Raw genomic sequence first — 15,083 nt, 5'->3', positions numbered from 1 at the left:
CGCCCGAGCATATTCACTTGCCGGCGACGTCACTTCCTGGCGACGTAGTAGTAGTTGATCGGGTCGGACTCGATCTCACGTACCTCGACATCGCCGAAGCCGGCGTCGCCGAGCATCGCGGTCGCCAGCTCACGCCCCCAGCAGGTGCCGAGGCCGGCACCGTCGAGTCCGAGCGACACGCTCATGCAGTGCATGGTCGACACGGTGTAGAGGTACGGGGCGAACGGCATCCCGATGTTGCCCTCGAGCCGGCTCGAGGACTTGATGTCGACCATCAGGAACACGCCGCCGGGCCGCAGCGCCCGCTGGATGTTGGCCAACACCTGGGCCGGGTGGGCCTGGTCGTGGATCGCGTCGAACGCGGTGATCACGTCGAAGGCCTCGACGGCGTCGAACGCGGCGACGTCCGCGGCCTGGAAGTTCGCGTTGGTCAGCCCGCGTTTGCGCGCTTCGGCCGCACCCGCGGCGAGGCCCTCTTCGGAGAAGTCGATGCCGGTGAAGCGGCTGTGCGGGAATGCCGCGGCCATCACGTTGACGGCATGGCCACTGCCGCAACCGAAGTCGGCGACGTCGGCGCCGGCACGGAGCCGGTCGGGCAACCCGCCGGCCATGGGTAGCACCACGTCGACGAGCGCCGCTTCGAAGACCTCGCCGCTCTGCTCGGCCATCAGCGTGTGGAACCGCGGATACTCGGCATAGGACAGGCCCCCACCGTGGCGGAAGCACTCGATCACCTTCTGCTCGACCTCGCTGAGCAGCGGGATGAACTGCGCGACACGGGCAAGGTTGTCCGGGCCCGCGGCGCGGGTCAGCACCGCCGCGCGGTGTGCCGGCAGCGAGTACGTCTGGGTCTGGGGGTCGTAGTCGACGACGCGTCCGGCCGCGACACCGCCGAGCCATTCCCGCACATAGCGTTCGTCGAGGCCTGCGGCGTCGGCGACCTGGGCGCTGGTCGCAGGTGGCAGCGACGCGAGGATGTCGAAGAGTTTGGTCTGGTGGCCGATGGACACCAACAGTGCGATGCTCGCGGCGTCGATGGCGCCGACGATGCGTTGGGCGAAATCCTCGGTGGTTTCCGCGATGCTCATGGCTAGACGCTAGGCCGGTCAGACCAGTTGGGCGGACCGTTTGGCGAGCCTGCCGTCCAATACGGCCAGACATGTCTCGAGTGAGCCGGACCCATTAGGGTTCAGGCATGACTCAGACAGTGCGTGGTGTGATTTCGCGGGCCAAGGGCCAGCCGGTCGAGGTGGTCGACATCGTCATCCCCGATCCCGGACCCGGCGAAGTGGTCGTGGCCGTCCAGGCCTGCGGGGTCTGCCACACCGACCTGACCTACCGCGACGGCGGCATCAACGACGAGTTCCCGTTCCTGCTCGGCCACGAAGCCGCCGGCATCGTCGAAACCGTGGGCGAGGGCGTCACCAACGTCGCACCCGGCGACTTCGTCATCCTCAACTGGCGCGCCGTCTGCGGACAATGCCGCGCCTGCAAACGCGGCCGCCCGCACCTGTGCTTCGACACCCACAACGCCACCCAGAAGATGACGCTGACCGACGGCACCGAACTGACCCCCGCCCTGGGCATCGGCGCGTTCGCCGACAAAACCCTCGTCCACGAGGGTCAGTGCACCAAAGTCGATCCCGCCGCCGACCCCGCCGCCGCCGGCCTGCTGGGCTGCGGCGTGATGGCCGGCCTCGGCGCGGCCATCAACACCGGCGCGCTCACCCGCGACGACACCGTCGCGGTCATCGGCTGCGGCGGCGTCGGTGATGCCGCCATCGCCGGCGCCGCACTGGTCGGGGCCAAGAAGATCATCGCCGTCGACACCGACAACCGGAAACTGGACTGGGCCCGGCACTTCGGCGCCACCCACACCATCAACGCCCGAGACCTCGACCCGGTGGCCACGATCCAAGATCTCACCGACGGGTTCGGCGCCGACGTCGTCATCGACGCCGTCGGACGCCCCGAAACCTGGAAACAAGCCTTCTACGCCCGCGACCTCGCCGGCACCGTCGTCCTGGTCGGCGTCCCCACCCCCGACATGACCCTGGACATGCCGCTGATCGACTTCTTCTCCCGCGGCGGAGCACTCAAATCCTCCTGGTACGGCGACTGCCTACCCGAACGCGACTTCCCCACCCTCATCAGCCTCTACCTCCAAGGCCGCTTCCCCCTCGACAAATTCGTCTCCGAACGCATCGGACTCGACCACATCGAAGACGCCTTCCACAAAATGCACGCCGGCGAGGTGCTGCGTTCGGTGGTGGTCCTGTGACCGGCGGACCGATCCAGCGGCTGGTCACCAGCGGCACGTTCGAACTCGACGGCGGCAGCTGGGACGTCGACAACAACATCTGGCTGGTCGGCGACGACAAGGAAGTGGTGGTGTTCGACGCCGCGCACACCGCGGACCCGATCATCGAGGCCGTCGGCGGCAGGCACGTGGTCGCGGTCGTCTGCACGCACGGCCACAACGACCACGTCACGGTTGCCCCGCAGCTGGGCCAGGCGCTCGACGCGCCGGTGCTGCTGCATCCCGCTGACGAGGTGCTGTGGCGAATGACGCACCCGGACAGTGACTTCCGTTCGGTGTCCGACCGCGAGACGCTGCGGGTCGCCGGCACCGAACTGCGTGCGCTGCACACCCCGGGGCACTCCCCCGGTTCGGTGTGCTGGCACGCGCCGGAACTCAACGCGGTGTTCAGCGGCGACACGCTGTTCCAGGGCGGGCCGGGGGCGACGGGCCGGTCGTTCTCGGATTTCCCGACCATCCTGGAATCGATCTCGGGCCGGCTGGGCAAGCTGCCCGGCGAGACGGTCGTCTACACCGGACACGGTGATTCGACGACGGTGGGTGACGAGATCGTGCACTACGACGAGTGGGTCGCGCGGGGCCACTAGGCCTGCGGGTTCCGGCGTTCCTCGGCCTCGAACTCCGACACGCGGCGGGTGCGAGGACTACGGTTTGAGAGATGATGGCTGAGTCCAGCATCGTCGTGCGTCCGGAACCCGCCGGCAGCCCGTTCTACAGCGCCGCGTCGCGGCTGCAGGCCTCGGGCCTGGTCCCCGCGATCGCGGTCTTCGAGCGGGCGGCCGCCGCGGTGCCGATCCCCCAGCCTCCGCAGCCGATCGTGATCGCCGACTACGGCGCCGCCGACGGGATGACCTCGCTGCTTCCCGTCGGCGCGGCGATCGCGGTGCTGCGCAAGCGAACCCGGCCCGAGCACTCCGTGCTCGTCGCGCACACCGACAGGGCCGACAACGATTTCAGCGCGCTGTTCCACGTCCTGGAGAACGACCCGGACAGCTACCTGCACAAGGACAAGGCGACCTACGTGTCGGCGGTCGGCCGGTCGTTCTACCGCCAGATCATGCCGTCGAACAGCGTCAACCTCGGCTGGAGCGCGTGGGCGGTCGACTGGCTGACCCAGACCCCGTGCAGTGTCGAGGGCCGACTGCAGGTGGCATTCACCTCGGATCAGGCCATCCGCGATGCCTACGCCAAACAGGCCGCCCGGGACTGGCACGAGTTCGTCGCCTTCCGGGGCCGCGAACTGTGCCCCGGCGGTCGCCTGCTGGTGATGACGCAGGCGCTCGACGAGGACGGCAACGGCGGTCTGCGGCCGATGATGACCGCGATGCTCGACGCGCTCGCCGAGTTGGCAGGCGCGGGCGTGCTGACCGCCGACGAACTGGCCCGGATGTGCATCCCGACCGTGGCGCGCGCGGCGGCGGACTTCCGGGCGCCGTTCGCCCCGTCGGGGCGCTTCGAAGGTCTGGAGATCGAGCATCTGGAGATCTTCGACGCCGAGGACCGGTTTTGGGCACGGTACCGAATCGACAACGACGCCAAGGCTTTCGGCCAACGATGGGCCGGATTCGCGCGCGTGTCGGTGTTCGCCGCGATGACGCAGGCGCTCGACGGCGCGGCGACCGGTCAGCGCGTCGCGGAGTTCTGCGACCGGCTGGAGAAGGGCGTCGCGGAGCGGATGGCGGCCGCCCCCGAGCGGACGAGGATCCCGCTGGCGCACGTGGTACTGCACAAGCGGCCGAAGAGCTAGCGGATCGTCCCGGCCCCCGGGATCAGCGGCAGGTCCAGCGCGGTGACCCATCCCGGCGGCAGGTCGTTGACCGCGGGCACCGCGTTCAGGGCCCGCAGGCCGGTGGCGAGGCATCCGGCCGCGGCGGCGTCCCGGCCGGAGCCGTCGGTGAACCGGAACGCGGTCTCCTGGAAGATGCTCGGCGTGCCCTCGATGTCCACGCGATAGACGTCGTTCTCGTTGCCGGACGGCCAGTCCGGGGCGGCGTCGTTGCCGATGCGGTTGACGTGCTCGAGTTGGATGCGGGTCTCGCCGCGGTACACGCCGTTGATGGTGAACCGGACCGCGGCGACGTTACCGGGGGCGATGACGCCCTTGGCGGTCTTGCGCTCGTCGGGGGTGACCCATTTCTCCCAGGTGGTGGTGATCTCGTCGAGCATGATGCCCGCGGCGTGGGCGATCATCGGAACCGTTGCGCCCCAGGCGAAGACCAGGATGTCAGGGTTCTCCAGCATCGGCCGGAACTCGGGTGGTTTCCCGATCCCCATCTCCCTGTCGTAGTCGCCTTCGTAGTTGGTGTAGTCCAACAACTCCGACGCGCGCACCGTGCGGACCTCTGAGCACAACCCCATCAGCGTCATCGGGAACAGGTCGTTGGCGAAACCCGGATCGATTCCGGTGGTGAAGCAGGACGACTCACCGAGTTCGCAGGCGACCGTGATGGGTTCGATCCAGTTCGGCGGGTTCAGGTGCATCGTGGGCCAGATCCACGGGGTCATCGCGGTCGAGCACACGTCGATGCCGGCGCGCAGGAACCGGGAGATCAACTCGATGTTGGCGTCGGCGCGCGCCGCGGTCGGCCCGTAGTGGACCAGCGCGTCGGGTTTCAGGTCGATCAGCGCGTCGACGTCGTCGGTCGCGGTGAGACCGAGGTCCCGGCCGAGCCCGCAGATGTCGCCGACGTCGCGGCCGACCTTGTCAGGGTTGCCGACCCCGACACCGACCAGCTCGAAGCGCGGATGCTTGACCACCTCGGCGATCACCATCCGGCCGACGAAGCCGGTCCCCCAGATCACGACCCGCTTCATGTCAGAAGCACCGGCGCAGGCCGCCGGGCTCGCAGATCAGCGGGTACTGGTCGACCGGGATCGGCAGGGGCTGCTTGAACGACAGCGTGAACGGCACTTCGATCATGCCCGGCTGCAGGCCGCACACCCCGGTGTGCAGGATGCGTCGCGTACCCGAGGTCTCGTTGAACGAGACCTCCTCGGTGGTCGGCGCGAAGCTGCCGTCGGGGCACTTCATCCCCTCACGCTTGTCGGTCGTGAAGGTCCACAGCCCGCCGGTGAGCCGGGCGTCGCCGCCACTGAGACCGGTGGACGGCCCGACGTGCAGCGTGCAGCCGACCGGAAGGTACAGCGGCTCGCGCAGGTCACCGACGACGGGCACACAGGTCGGGTAGATGGTCCAGACGCCGGTCTGCCCCTCGGAGACGTAGTTGTACTCGCCCTGCATCACGGGGACGTCGGCGGCGGCGGGGGCGGCCGCCCCGACTCCCAGCCCGACGGAGGCACCGGCCAGTACGGCGACCGCGGCAACACCGCGCAGCATCTTCATGCCCGCAGTATTTCAGCCGCCACTGATCAAAGTCACGGCTTTGTCCTCCGGCGGTGTTTTGCGTCCCGGGGCACCGGGTAGAGGGTCGTCAGCAAGTTCGAGTTCGGGGTGGTAGGCATATGGCGAGAACGGCGGTGAGGGCCGCTGTTCTCGCCATATGCGCTTTTCTGCTTACCGCGACGGGGTGTTCGACGGGCCAGCGCGTCGACCTCGGAGAGGGCACGTCCGGGGCGCTGATCGCCGCGATCGCCGGTGAACCGGATCAACTCGACCCACACAAGACCACGGCGTACTTCTCCTTCGAGGTGCTGGAGAACGTGTTCGACACCCTTGTCGAACCGGACGAGAACCTGCAGATGCAGCCGGCGCTGGCGCAGTCCTGGGAGGTCAGCCCCGATCAACTCACGTGGACGTTCCGGCTGCGCCCGGGCGTGACGTTCCACGACGGCTCCCCGCTGACCTCCGACGACGTCGTGTTCTCCTACCGCCGCATCATCGACGAGCAGCTCGCCAACTCGGACAAGTTCGCGTCGGTGCGTGCGGTGGAGGCGCTGGACCCGGCCACCGTCGTCGTCCGCGTCGACCGTCCGACGCCGAACATGCTGACCAACCTCGGCGGCTTCAAGGGGATGGCGATCGTGTCGCGCGCCAACGTGGAGAGCGGACAGATCGCGACCCACCCGGTGGGCACGGGCCCGTTCAGCTTCATCGGGCAGAAGAGTGGCGACTCGATCTCGCTGCGCGCGAACCCGGACTACTGGGGCGGCGCGCCCGGCGTGAGCGGGGTGACGTTCCGGTTCATCTCCGAGCCGTCGACGGCGCTGTCGGCGCTGCAGGCCGGTGAGGTCGACTGGACGGACTCCGTGCCACCGCAGCGCGTCGCCCAGCTGCGTGACGACGAATCGCTGGAGCTCGCCGTCACCCCCAGCAACGACTACTGGTACCTGGCGCTGAACCAGGCGCGCGCCCCGTGGGACGACGTTCGGGTGCGCCAGGCCATCGCGTATGCGATCGACCGCGACGCGATCGTGCAGGCCACCAGCTACGGCACCGCGGCGGTCAACGAGCTCGCGATCCCGCAGGGCAATCCGTGGTTCACCCCCTACGACAGATACCGCGAGGACGGGGAGGCCGGACTGGACACTGCGCGGACACTGTTGCGGGAGGCCGGGACTCAGCCCGGCGATCTCGACATGCTGGTCACCACCGAGTATCCCGAGACGGTCACGGCGGCCCAGATCGTCGCCGACAACCTTGCGCCGCTGGGCTTCACGGTCAACATCCGCACCGTGGACTTCGCGACCTGGCTCGACGAACAGAACTCGGGCAACTTCGACATGCTGATGATGGGCTGGCTCGGCAACATCGACCCCGACGACTTCTACTACGCCCAGCACCACACCGACGGCACCAGCAATGCGCAGAAGTTCTCCAATGCCGAGGTCGACCGCCTGCTCGACGCCGGCCGCGTCGAAACCGACGAACAGGCCCGCAAGGACGAGTACGCGAAGGCGGCGACGTTGATCGCCGATGAGGTCAGCTACATCTACCTGTACAACCCGTCGGTGATCCAGGCCTGGAACCCAGCACTGTCGGGCTACCAGGCGCGCCGCGACGGCGCGGTGCGGTTCCGGACGGCGTCGCTGCACCCCGACGGGGAGGCACAGTCGTGATGATCCTGCGCTTCGTCGCGCAGCGGTTGCTGTATTCGGCGGTCGTGATGTTCGGGGTGCTGGTCCTGGTGTTCGCGCTCGTGCACCTGGTGCCCGGTGACCCGGTGCGCATCGCGCTGGGCACCCGCTACACCCCGGAGGCCTACGAAGCCCTGCGCGCCGCAAGCGGTTTGGATCGTCCACTGATCTCGCAGTTCTTCGGCTACATCGGGTCGGCGCTGACCGGGGATCTGGGCGTCAGCTTCCGCAACGGCGATCCCGTCACCGTCACGCTGCTGGAACGCCTTCCGGCCACGCTGTCGCTGGGTCTGACGGGCATCGTGATCGCGCTGGCGATCGCGCTGCCGGCCGGGGTGTACTCGGCACTGCGCGAGGGCAGGGCCAGCGATGCGATCGTGCGGGTCACCAGCCAGTTCGGTGTGTCGATACCGGACTTCTGGATGGGCATCCTGCTGATCGCGCTGTTCTCCACCACGCTGGGCTGGCTGCCGACCTCGGGGTACCGGCCGCTGTTCGAGGACCCGGCGGGCTGGCTGCGCCACATCATCCTGCCGGGGTTGACCGTCGGGGTCGTCGCCGCTGCGATCATGACCCGCTACGTGCGGTCGGCGGTGCTGGAGGTCGCGTCGATGGGATACGTGCGCACCGCGCGGTCGAAGGGTCTCGCACCGCGCGTCGTGACGTTCCGGCACACCGTCCGCAACGCGCTCGTGCCGATCCTGACCATCACCGGTATCCAGCTCGCAACCCTGCTCGGTGGCGTGATCGTCGTCGAAGTGGTGTTCGCCTGGCCGGGTTTGGGCCGATTGGTCTACAACGCGGTGGCCGCCCGTGACTACCCGCTGATCCAGGGCGCGGTGCTGCTGATCGCGGCGTTGTTCCTGCTGATCAATCTGCTCGTCGACGTGCTGTACGCCGTCGTGGACCCGAGGATCCGACTGGGATGACGACCACCGAACCGGACACCCGCCTGTCGTCGTGGCGCCTCCTCGCCCGCAATCCCGTCACGCTGGTCAGCACGCTGGTGCTCGTCGCGGTCGCGGTCATCGCGGTGACCGCGACCTGGATTGCGCCGTACGGAGTCAACGACGTCGACGTCCCGAACGCGCTTGCGGCGCCGAACGGTTCGCACTGGTTCGGCACTGACGAGCTGGGGCGTGACGTGCTGTCACGGGTGCTGGTCGCGGTGCAGGCGTCGATGCGGATCGCGGTGGTCAGCGTCGCATTCGCCCTCGTCGTCGGAGTCACGGTCGGGGTGGTCGCGGGATACCGCGGCGGGTGGCTGGACACGGTGCTGATGCGGGTGGTCGACGTGATGTTCGCGTTCCCGGTGCTGCTGCTCGCGCTGGCGGTGGTCGCGATCCTCGGGCCGGGCGTGACGACCACCATCCTCGCGATCGGCATCGTGTACACACCGATCTTCGCGCGCGTCGCGCGGGCCAGCACCCTCAGTGTCCGGACCGAACCGTATGTATCGGTGTCACGGGCGATGGGCACCGGCGACCTGTACATCCTGCGGCGCCACATCCTGCCCAACATCGCCGGACCGCTGATCGTGCAGACCTCGCTGTCGCTGGCGTTCGCGATCCTGTCCGAAGCGGCGCTGTCGTTCCTGGGGTTGGGGATTCAGCCGCCGCAGCCGTCACTGGGCCGAATGATCTTCGACTCACAGGGATTCGTGACGATGGCGTGGTGGATGGCGGTGTTCCCCGGCGCCGCGATCTTCGTGATCGTGTTGGCGTTCAACCTGTTCGGCGACGGGCTGCGGGATGTGCTGGATCCCAAGCAGCGCACCACGATCGAGGCGCGGAGGCGGGAATCATGACCGTTCTCGGCGTCAGGGATCTGTCGGTGCGCATCGGGGCCCGAACCATCGTCGACGGCGTCTCGTTCGAGGTGGACCGTGAGAAGACGGTCGGTATCGTCGGCGAGTCCGGATCGGGCAAGACGATGACGGTGCTGGCGGCCACCGGCCTGCTCGACGCACCCGGTGCGCGGGTCTCCGGAAGCAGCACGCTGGCCGGCGACGTCGAACTGGTCGGCGCCTCACCGAAAGTCCTGCGCAGCGTGCACGGCGCCCGTGTCGGGTTCGTCTTCCAGGATCCGGGCACCTCACTGAACCCGCTGCTGACCCTGGAACGGCAGATCACCGAATCCCTGCAGACCCACCGCAATATGACGCGGCGTGCGGCGACCGGACGGGCCGTCGAACTCCTCGACGCGGTGGGCCTGCCGGATCCGCAGACCCGGCTGCACGCCTATCCGCACCAGCTCTCCGGCGGGCAGCGCCAGCGGGTGATGATCGCGATCGCGCTGGCGTGTGACCCGGAGCTGCTGATCGCCGACGAACCCACCACCGCCCTCGACGTCACGACGCAGGCGCAGATCATCGAGCTGGTCCGGGCGCTGCAACGGGATTTCGGCACCGCGGTGGTGTGGATCAGCCACGACCTCGGGGTGATCGGTCAGGTCGCCGACGAGGTCACGGTGATGCGCGACGGGGTGGCCGTCGAGCAGGCACCGATCATGGAGGTCTTCGACCACCCGCGCGACGACTACACCCGCGATCTGCTGGCGGCGCGCCCGGTGCTGGAGCGGTCCGGTCCCCCGCCGGTGGACGCCGACGACACGCTGCTGGATGTCGCGGGTCTGGACGTCAGGTTCACGACGTCGTCGCCGGTCGGCCGGTCGACGGTGCACGCGGTCAAGGACGTGTCGTTCCGGATCCGGCGCGGCACCACCCTGGGGTTGGTCGGTGAATCCGGTTCGGGCAAGTCCACGGTCGCGGCGGCGCTGACCGGACTGGTGGCCCCGGACGCCGGGACCGCGACGCTGTCCGGTGATGACGTGCTACACGTGAAGGGCAAGGGCGCCAAGGAGATTCGGCGGCGGATCGGGATGGTGTTCCAGGATCCGTTCTCATCGCTGAATCCCCGTATCCGGGTGGACACGTCGATCGCCGAACCGCTGCTGGTGCACAAGCTCGTCGACGGCAAGGATGCCCGTCGCCGCCGCGTCGGGGAGCTGCTTGACCTGGTCGGGCTGCCTGCCGAATTCGCCCAGCGCTATCCGCACGAACTGTCCGGCGGGCAGCGCCAGCGGGTCAGCATCGCGCGGGCGCTGGCCGCCGAACCGGAACTGCTGATCCTCGACGAGGCGACCGCATCGCTGGACGTCTCGGTGCAGGCCCGCGTGCTGGACCTGCTGTCGCGGCTGCAGTCGGAGCTGTCTCTGACCTACCTGTTGATCGGGCACGATCTCGCGGTGATCCGTCAGCTCAGCCACGAGGTGCTGGTGATGCGGCACGGCGGGGTCGTCGAGAATCGGCCGGCCGACGAGCTGTTCGCCTCACCCGAGCAGGAGTACACGCGCGAACTGCTGGCCGCCGTTCCACCGGTGAGACCGCGCGCCGCCGTGTGAGTCTCGACGGGCCCATGAGAAGGTCATGGGCATGGGACAACTCAGCGGCAAGGTCGCCCTGGTCACGGGCGCATCGGCAGGATTGGGAGCGGCGACGGCGAAGCTGTTCGCCGAACGGGGCGCGACCGTGTTCGGCATCGCGCGGGACACCGCGCGGCTGGCCGAGGTGTTCGCCGACATCCCCGATGGCCGCTACAGCTCGGTCGATGTCACCTCGCCTCAGGCCTGCGCGCAGGCCGTCGCCGAATGCGTGGCCCAGTTCGGCCGCCTCGATGTGCTGGCCAACATCGCCGGGTTCCACAAGATGCGCCATACGATTTCGATGACCGACGACGACTGGGCCACGGATCTGTCGGTGAACCTCAACGGTCCGTTCTATCTGTGCCGCGCCGCGTTGCCGCATCTGCTGGAGTCGGCGGGCAACATCGTCAACGTCGCGTCGATCGCCGGGGTGGAGGGCGAGGTGTACTCGGCCGGCTACTGCGCGGCCAAGCACGGCCTGGTCGGGCTGACGCGCGCGCTGGCGGTCGAGTTCACCAAGGAGCGGTTGCGGGTCAACGCGATCTGCCCGGGCGGCATGCCGACCGCGCAGACCACCGAGTTCGAGGCACCGGAGAACGCGGACTGGGATCTGATCATGCGGATCGCGTCGCCGCGGGGGTTCATGGAAACCGAGGACGTCGCCAAGACCATCGCGTTCCTGGCCAGCGACGACGCGGCCGCGGTGCACGGCGCGGTGTACCGGGTGGACAACGGCAAGGGCGCGGGCTAGCGGGGTTCGTCCCACCCGAGAGCGGTTTCGAGTTCTGCTGCCCGCCGGAGATCGTCGGCAAGCTCTGGTCCGTCGGCCCCGGTTGCCCTGGCACGGGTCAGCAGGTCCCGCGCCACGGCGGGCTGGCCTTGGCGGACGGCCACGTCCGCGCGGAGCACCAGGAGCTTCACCAGCTGGATCACGGTCGGCTCCTCATCGGCCCGGTGCAGCGCCCGGTCGAGGACCGTCACCGCCAAGGCCAGGTCCTGCTTGGCGTTCGCGTACAGCGAGCCCATGTGGATCGCACGGTCGAACGTTCCGCGCGGCAGCGGACGATGGTGCTGATTGTCGCTGATCGGCTGGGCCACCTGGATCGTGTTCCCGCCGGGATCGGTGACGAGGAACTGCCGCACCCCGTAGCTCATGTCCGCCAACGCGCCGATCCGCGGAATCCCCTGCACCGGAACTGATCCGAGAACGTCCCGCAGACCCGCGGTGAATCGTCCGTAGAGCAGGTCCACGTCATCCGTCCTGACCAGGCAGGCATGCGTGCAGGACAGCGGATCGTGTTCTCTGTCCCCGTAGAAGTCGAGTTCGATACCTCCGCGCCGGACGCTCAGAAACTGGTAGGGCGCCGTCTGTTCGAACGTGATCTCGAACCCCAGCGCGGCGTAGAACTCGGCGATCGGCTCGATCGAGCGCGCCATCAGCCGGGGAATCGTCGTCTCGGTCATGCGTCCCGACGGTAGAGACCGGCGATCGCGCGCGCACATAGATGTGAAAACCTCGACTTTCCCTGGTTTTCGGCGCCGCACTGCTATCTGTTATCCCCAACGCCGGATTCATCCACAGGCGGCGATATGGACGGTGCAGCGCGCCCTCCCCGCAACTACTATCGAAAGTGTGTTCGAGAAGATCCTGGCCGCCGTCGCGGACATCCGAGGCCCTGGTGCCGGGGTTCGAGAGTGCGCGCGACTGGAGAACGCCGCATGCGCGGCGCGGTTGGGATTCATGGCCGACATGCTCGCCGCCGCCTACGCGGCATCCGGCTCGGCCGACCGTGAGCAGTGGCGTTGCGACAACTGGAGCGCGGTGTGCGCTCAGATCGGCGCCGCGCACTCCGTCACCAGCGGAGTGGTCAGCGGTCTGCTGATGGACGCGGTCACGCTGCGTGAACGGCTACCCAAGGTCGCGGCGGTCTTCGCCGGAGGCCTCATCGCGTACCGCCTGGTCCACATGATCTGCACGCGCACCATGCTGATGAAGGACGCAGACGCGTTGCGCGCATTGGATTCCGAGCTTGCGGAAGCCCTGCGCACCTGGGGTGCGAAATCGTTCGATCAATCCGAACACGACGTCGACGCCCTGGTGTTGCTCCATGATCCGCTTGCGGTGCGGCGCAGCGAATCCTCCAGTCGCGGCCACCACGTCGACGTGTCTGCGGAGCCGGCCACCGGCACCTCACACGTCACGGCCACCGTATCCGGCACCGACGGCGAAGCCTTCGACCGGCGCCTCGATGCACTGGCCCGCACCGTGTGCTCCCGCGACCCCCGCGATCTGGACCAGCGCCGCGCCGCGGCCATCGGCGCGGTCGGATTCGGTTGGGACCGTCTCCCCTGCCTGTGCGAGAACGAGGACTGCGACGCCGCGACCAAGCCGGCCGCGGGCGGCATCGTCATCCACGTCGTTGCCCGTCGAGAGGTCTTGGACACGAATAGTGTTGGCGGGCCCTCTGATTCGGAAGCCCCGCGCGATACGGAGCCGACACCCGACTCCGAGCCCGAGACTGAGCGCGAACCCGCACGCGACCTCACCGCGCAGCGCCGCGCGCTGGCAGGCAAGAATCCGCCACTGCTCCCCCGCCCGTGGTACAGCTACACGCTGACAGGACTGATCGGCGCCCTCGCCGACGGCCGGGGTGAGTTCTGCACCGCCGGCCCCGCGACGATCCTCGGCGGTGCGGTCCTCCCGGCACCGGTCGCAGCCCAGGCCGCGATGTACGCCACCGTCAGGGAGCTCATCCACCCCGGCCAGGCGCCGCCGGAACCGCGATACCGACCCTCACGGACGCTCGCCGACTTCGTGCGGTGCCGTGACCAGACGTGCCGGTTCCCGGGCTGCACGAGATCGTCGACGACCGCCGACATCGACCACACGATCCCGTACCCGTACGGACCCACGTGTGCGTCGAACCTGGCCTGCCTGTGCCGAGAACATCACCTGCTCAAGACATTCTGGCCCGGCTGGTCCAGCCGGCAGTTTCCGGACGGCAGGATCGTGTGGACCGACCCGGAAGGCATCACCACGACCACCTACCCGGCAAGCATGCTGCTCTTCCCCGAACTGTGCTTGCCCACAGCGGAATTCATCGCCAGCCGGCCCCCACCTAAGCACACCGAGGGTCTGACCATGCCGAAGCGCACGACCACCCGCGCGCAGGCACGCCGTCAGCGTATCGACGAAGAACGCCGCAGGAACGCCGAGAACCTGGCGGACCTACAACTTGAACCGCCCGGCGAAACCCCGCAGTGGTAGATCGGCGGAGGTGATGATGCCCGGGCGCGCGGCGACCACCGACTTGATCGACGCCAGCGCGGGCATCCCGGTGACGGTCATTCCGATCGAGGCGAAGCTGGCCGGATCGGACAGGTCGACTCCGGGCTTCGGGAAGATCATGTGCTTGTTGTAGATGTTCGGGTCACCCTTGATCTGGGTGATGTAGCAGCCCTTGATATCCCAGCTCGGATCGGTGTGCGGTGTCATCTGCCACTCCAGGTGCGTCTCCACCCGCGGGACCCCGTCGACGATGCCCTGGTACTTGATGTAATTGCCACCCAGCGAGCCCTTCGGCAGCTGGTACCAGCCCAGGTCGACGTCCTTGGTGCACGCGCCGAGCTCATAGCTGAACTTCACCTCGTCGAGCGTCAGGTCGAAACAGTCGGCCATCATGTAGACGCTGTCGGCGAACACCCTGGTGTACTTCTCCAGCTTGCCCGGGATCGACGGATCGTCGACCGGCTGGCCGTATCCGACCTCGATCCACGTGTCCTTGGAATGGTGGCACGACACGTCGACCGACTCGATCGTCGTGATGTTCTCGATCTCGGCGACGTCCGCCGAGCACACCACCCCGAGGATCTGGTTCAGCCCCGGGTTCATCCCGGTGCCGTAGAACGTGGATCCGCCCTTCTCGCAGGCCTCTTGGAGTAGCTGGGTGACCGGCTTACCGGAAGGGTGGGGATGGTTGTGGTCGCGGTGCCACCCGGTGATCCAGTCGGCGGTGGTGACGATATTGATGCCGGCCTCCAGCACCTGGACGTAGAGATCCTCGTCCGGGAACACCCCGTGGAAGGTCACCACGTCGGGTTTGGCGGCGATGATCTCCTCGACCGTGCCGGTCGCGATCACCCCGTTGGGCGCCAGGCCCGCCAGTTCGCCGGCATCGCGCCCGACCTTGTCCGGCGAATAGCAGTGCACGCCGATGAGCTCGAGGTCCGGCTGGTCGGCGATCCTCTTGATCATCTCGCTACCGACGTTGCCGGTCGCGACCTGGAAAACCTTGATCGTCATGCG

The 15,083-nt window shown here is 68.1% G+C and carries 14 protein-coding genes; 9 read left to right on the top strand and 5 right to left on the bottom strand.

The features are described from left to right. Window positions 1-29: 29 nt before the first annotated feature. Window positions 30-1,088, bottom strand: a complete 1,059-nt coding sequence (locus NTM_RS17305; protein WP_104865342.1) for a class I SAM-dependent methyltransferase — start codon at window positions 1,086-1,088, stop codon at window positions 30-32. 107 nt (window positions 1,089-1,195) lie between these two features. Between NTM_RS17305 and NTM_RS17300 the strand changes: the two genes are divergently transcribed. From NTM_RS17300 to NTM_RS17290, 3 genes are all read left to right on the top strand, one after another. Then, complete coding sequence (locus NTM_RS17300; RefSeq protein WP_163766965.1) at window positions 1,196-2,281, top strand: S-(hydroxymethyl)mycothiol dehydrogenase; 1,086 nt, start codon at window positions 1,196-1,198, stop codon at window positions 2,279-2,281. Beyond that, window positions 2,278-2,907, top strand: coding sequence for an MBL fold metallo-hydrolase (locus tag NTM_RS17295; protein WP_163766964.1), 630 nt, complete (start codon window positions 2,278-2,280; stop codon window positions 2,905-2,907). The genes NTM_RS17300 and NTM_RS17295 overlap by 4 nt, the downstream gene beginning before the upstream one ends. Before the next feature lie 74 nt (window positions 2,908-2,981). Further along, the gene (locus tag NTM_RS17290) at window positions 2,982-4,067 is read left to right on the top strand and encodes a class I SAM-dependent methyltransferase (protein ID WP_179963950.1); all 1,086 of its coding nucleotides are present in this window, start codon (window positions 2,982-2,984) and stop codon (window positions 4,065-4,067) included. Here the strand turns inward: NTM_RS17290 and NTM_RS17285 are convergent. After that, a complete protein-coding gene (locus tag NTM_RS17285) occupies window positions 4,064-5,134 on the bottom strand; it encodes an NAD(P)H-dependent amine dehydrogenase family protein (RefSeq protein WP_104863264.1) in 1,071 nt (356 codons plus the stop codon). The genes NTM_RS17290 and NTM_RS17285 overlap by 4 nt on opposite strands. Window position 5,135: 1 nt before the next feature. Continuing rightward, entirely contained in the window at window positions 5,136-5,663 is a 528-nt protein-coding gene (locus NTM_RS17280; RefSeq protein ID WP_104863265.1) for a hypothetical protein, read from the bottom strand. Window positions 5,664-5,782: 119 nt separating this feature from the next. On the opposite strand from NTM_RS17280, the gene NTM_RS17275 reads away from it, so the two are divergent. Genes NTM_RS17275 through NTM_RS17255 form a run of 5 tightly spaced genes read left to right on the top strand, consistent with a single transcriptional unit; the run spans window position 5,783 to window position 11,528 of the window. Beyond that, on the top strand, window positions 5,783-7,336 hold the full coding sequence (locus tag NTM_RS17275) for an ABC transporter substrate-binding protein (protein ID WP_163766963.1): 1,554 nt from the start codon (window positions 5,783-5,785) through the stop codon (window positions 7,334-7,336). Continuing rightward, window positions 7,336-8,283, top strand: a complete 948-nt coding sequence (locus tag NTM_RS17270; protein ID WP_104863556.1) for an ABC transporter permease — start codon at window positions 7,336-7,338, stop codon at window positions 8,281-8,283. Before NTM_RS17275 ends, NTM_RS17270 begins: the two co-directional genes overlap by 1 nt. Further along, entirely contained in the window at window positions 8,280-9,161 is an 882-nt protein-coding gene (locus tag NTM_RS17265) for an ABC transporter permease (RefSeq protein ID WP_163766961.1), read from the top strand. Before NTM_RS17270 ends, NTM_RS17265 begins: the two co-directional genes overlap by 4 nt. Beyond that, window positions 9,158-10,756 carry a dipeptide ABC transporter ATP-binding protein gene (locus NTM_RS17260; RefSeq protein ID WP_163766960.1) on the top strand — a complete coding sequence of 533 codons (1,599 nt, stop codon included), beginning with the start codon at window positions 9,158-9,160 and terminating at the stop codon, window positions 10,754-10,756. Before NTM_RS17265 ends, NTM_RS17260 begins: the two co-directional genes overlap by 4 nt. Before the next feature lie 31 nt (window positions 10,757-10,787). Beyond that, window positions 10,788-11,528, top strand: coding sequence for an SDR family NAD(P)-dependent oxidoreductase (locus NTM_RS17255; protein ID WP_163766959.1), 741 nt, complete (start codon window positions 10,788-10,790; stop codon window positions 11,526-11,528). On the opposite strand, the gene NTM_RS17250 is transcribed toward NTM_RS17255, so the two are convergent. Then, window positions 11,525-12,241: a bleomycin resistance protein gene (locus NTM_RS17250; RefSeq protein ID WP_232079742.1), complete on the bottom strand. Its 717-nt coding sequence runs from the start codon at window positions 12,239-12,241 to the stop codon at window positions 11,525-11,527. The genes NTM_RS17255 and NTM_RS17250 overlap by 4 nt on opposite strands. Before the next feature lie 169 nt (window positions 12,242-12,410). On the opposite strand from NTM_RS17250, the gene NTM_RS17245 reads away from it, so the two are divergent. Continuing rightward, window positions 12,411-14,045 (top strand): HNH endonuclease signature motif containing protein, encoded by a 1,635-nt coding sequence (locus NTM_RS17245; protein WP_163766958.1) that lies wholly within the window; start codon window positions 12,411-12,413, stop codon window positions 14,043-14,045. On the opposite strand, the gene NTM_RS17240 is transcribed toward NTM_RS17245, so the two are convergent. After that, complete coding sequence (locus NTM_RS17240; protein ID WP_163766957.1) at window positions 14,007-15,080, bottom strand: NAD(P)H-dependent amine dehydrogenase family protein; 1,074 nt, start codon at window positions 15,078-15,080, stop codon at window positions 14,007-14,009. The genes NTM_RS17245 and NTM_RS17240 overlap by 39 nt on opposite strands. Window positions 15,081-15,083 lie beyond the last annotated feature (3 nt).

The sequence above is a fragment of the Mycolicibacterium parafortuitum genome (assembly GCF_010725485.1).
Taxonomy (GTDB): domain Bacteria; phylum Actinomycetota; class Actinomycetes; order Mycobacteriales; family Mycobacteriaceae; genus Mycobacterium.
This window is presented reverse-complemented; position numbering and strand designations above follow the sequence as displayed.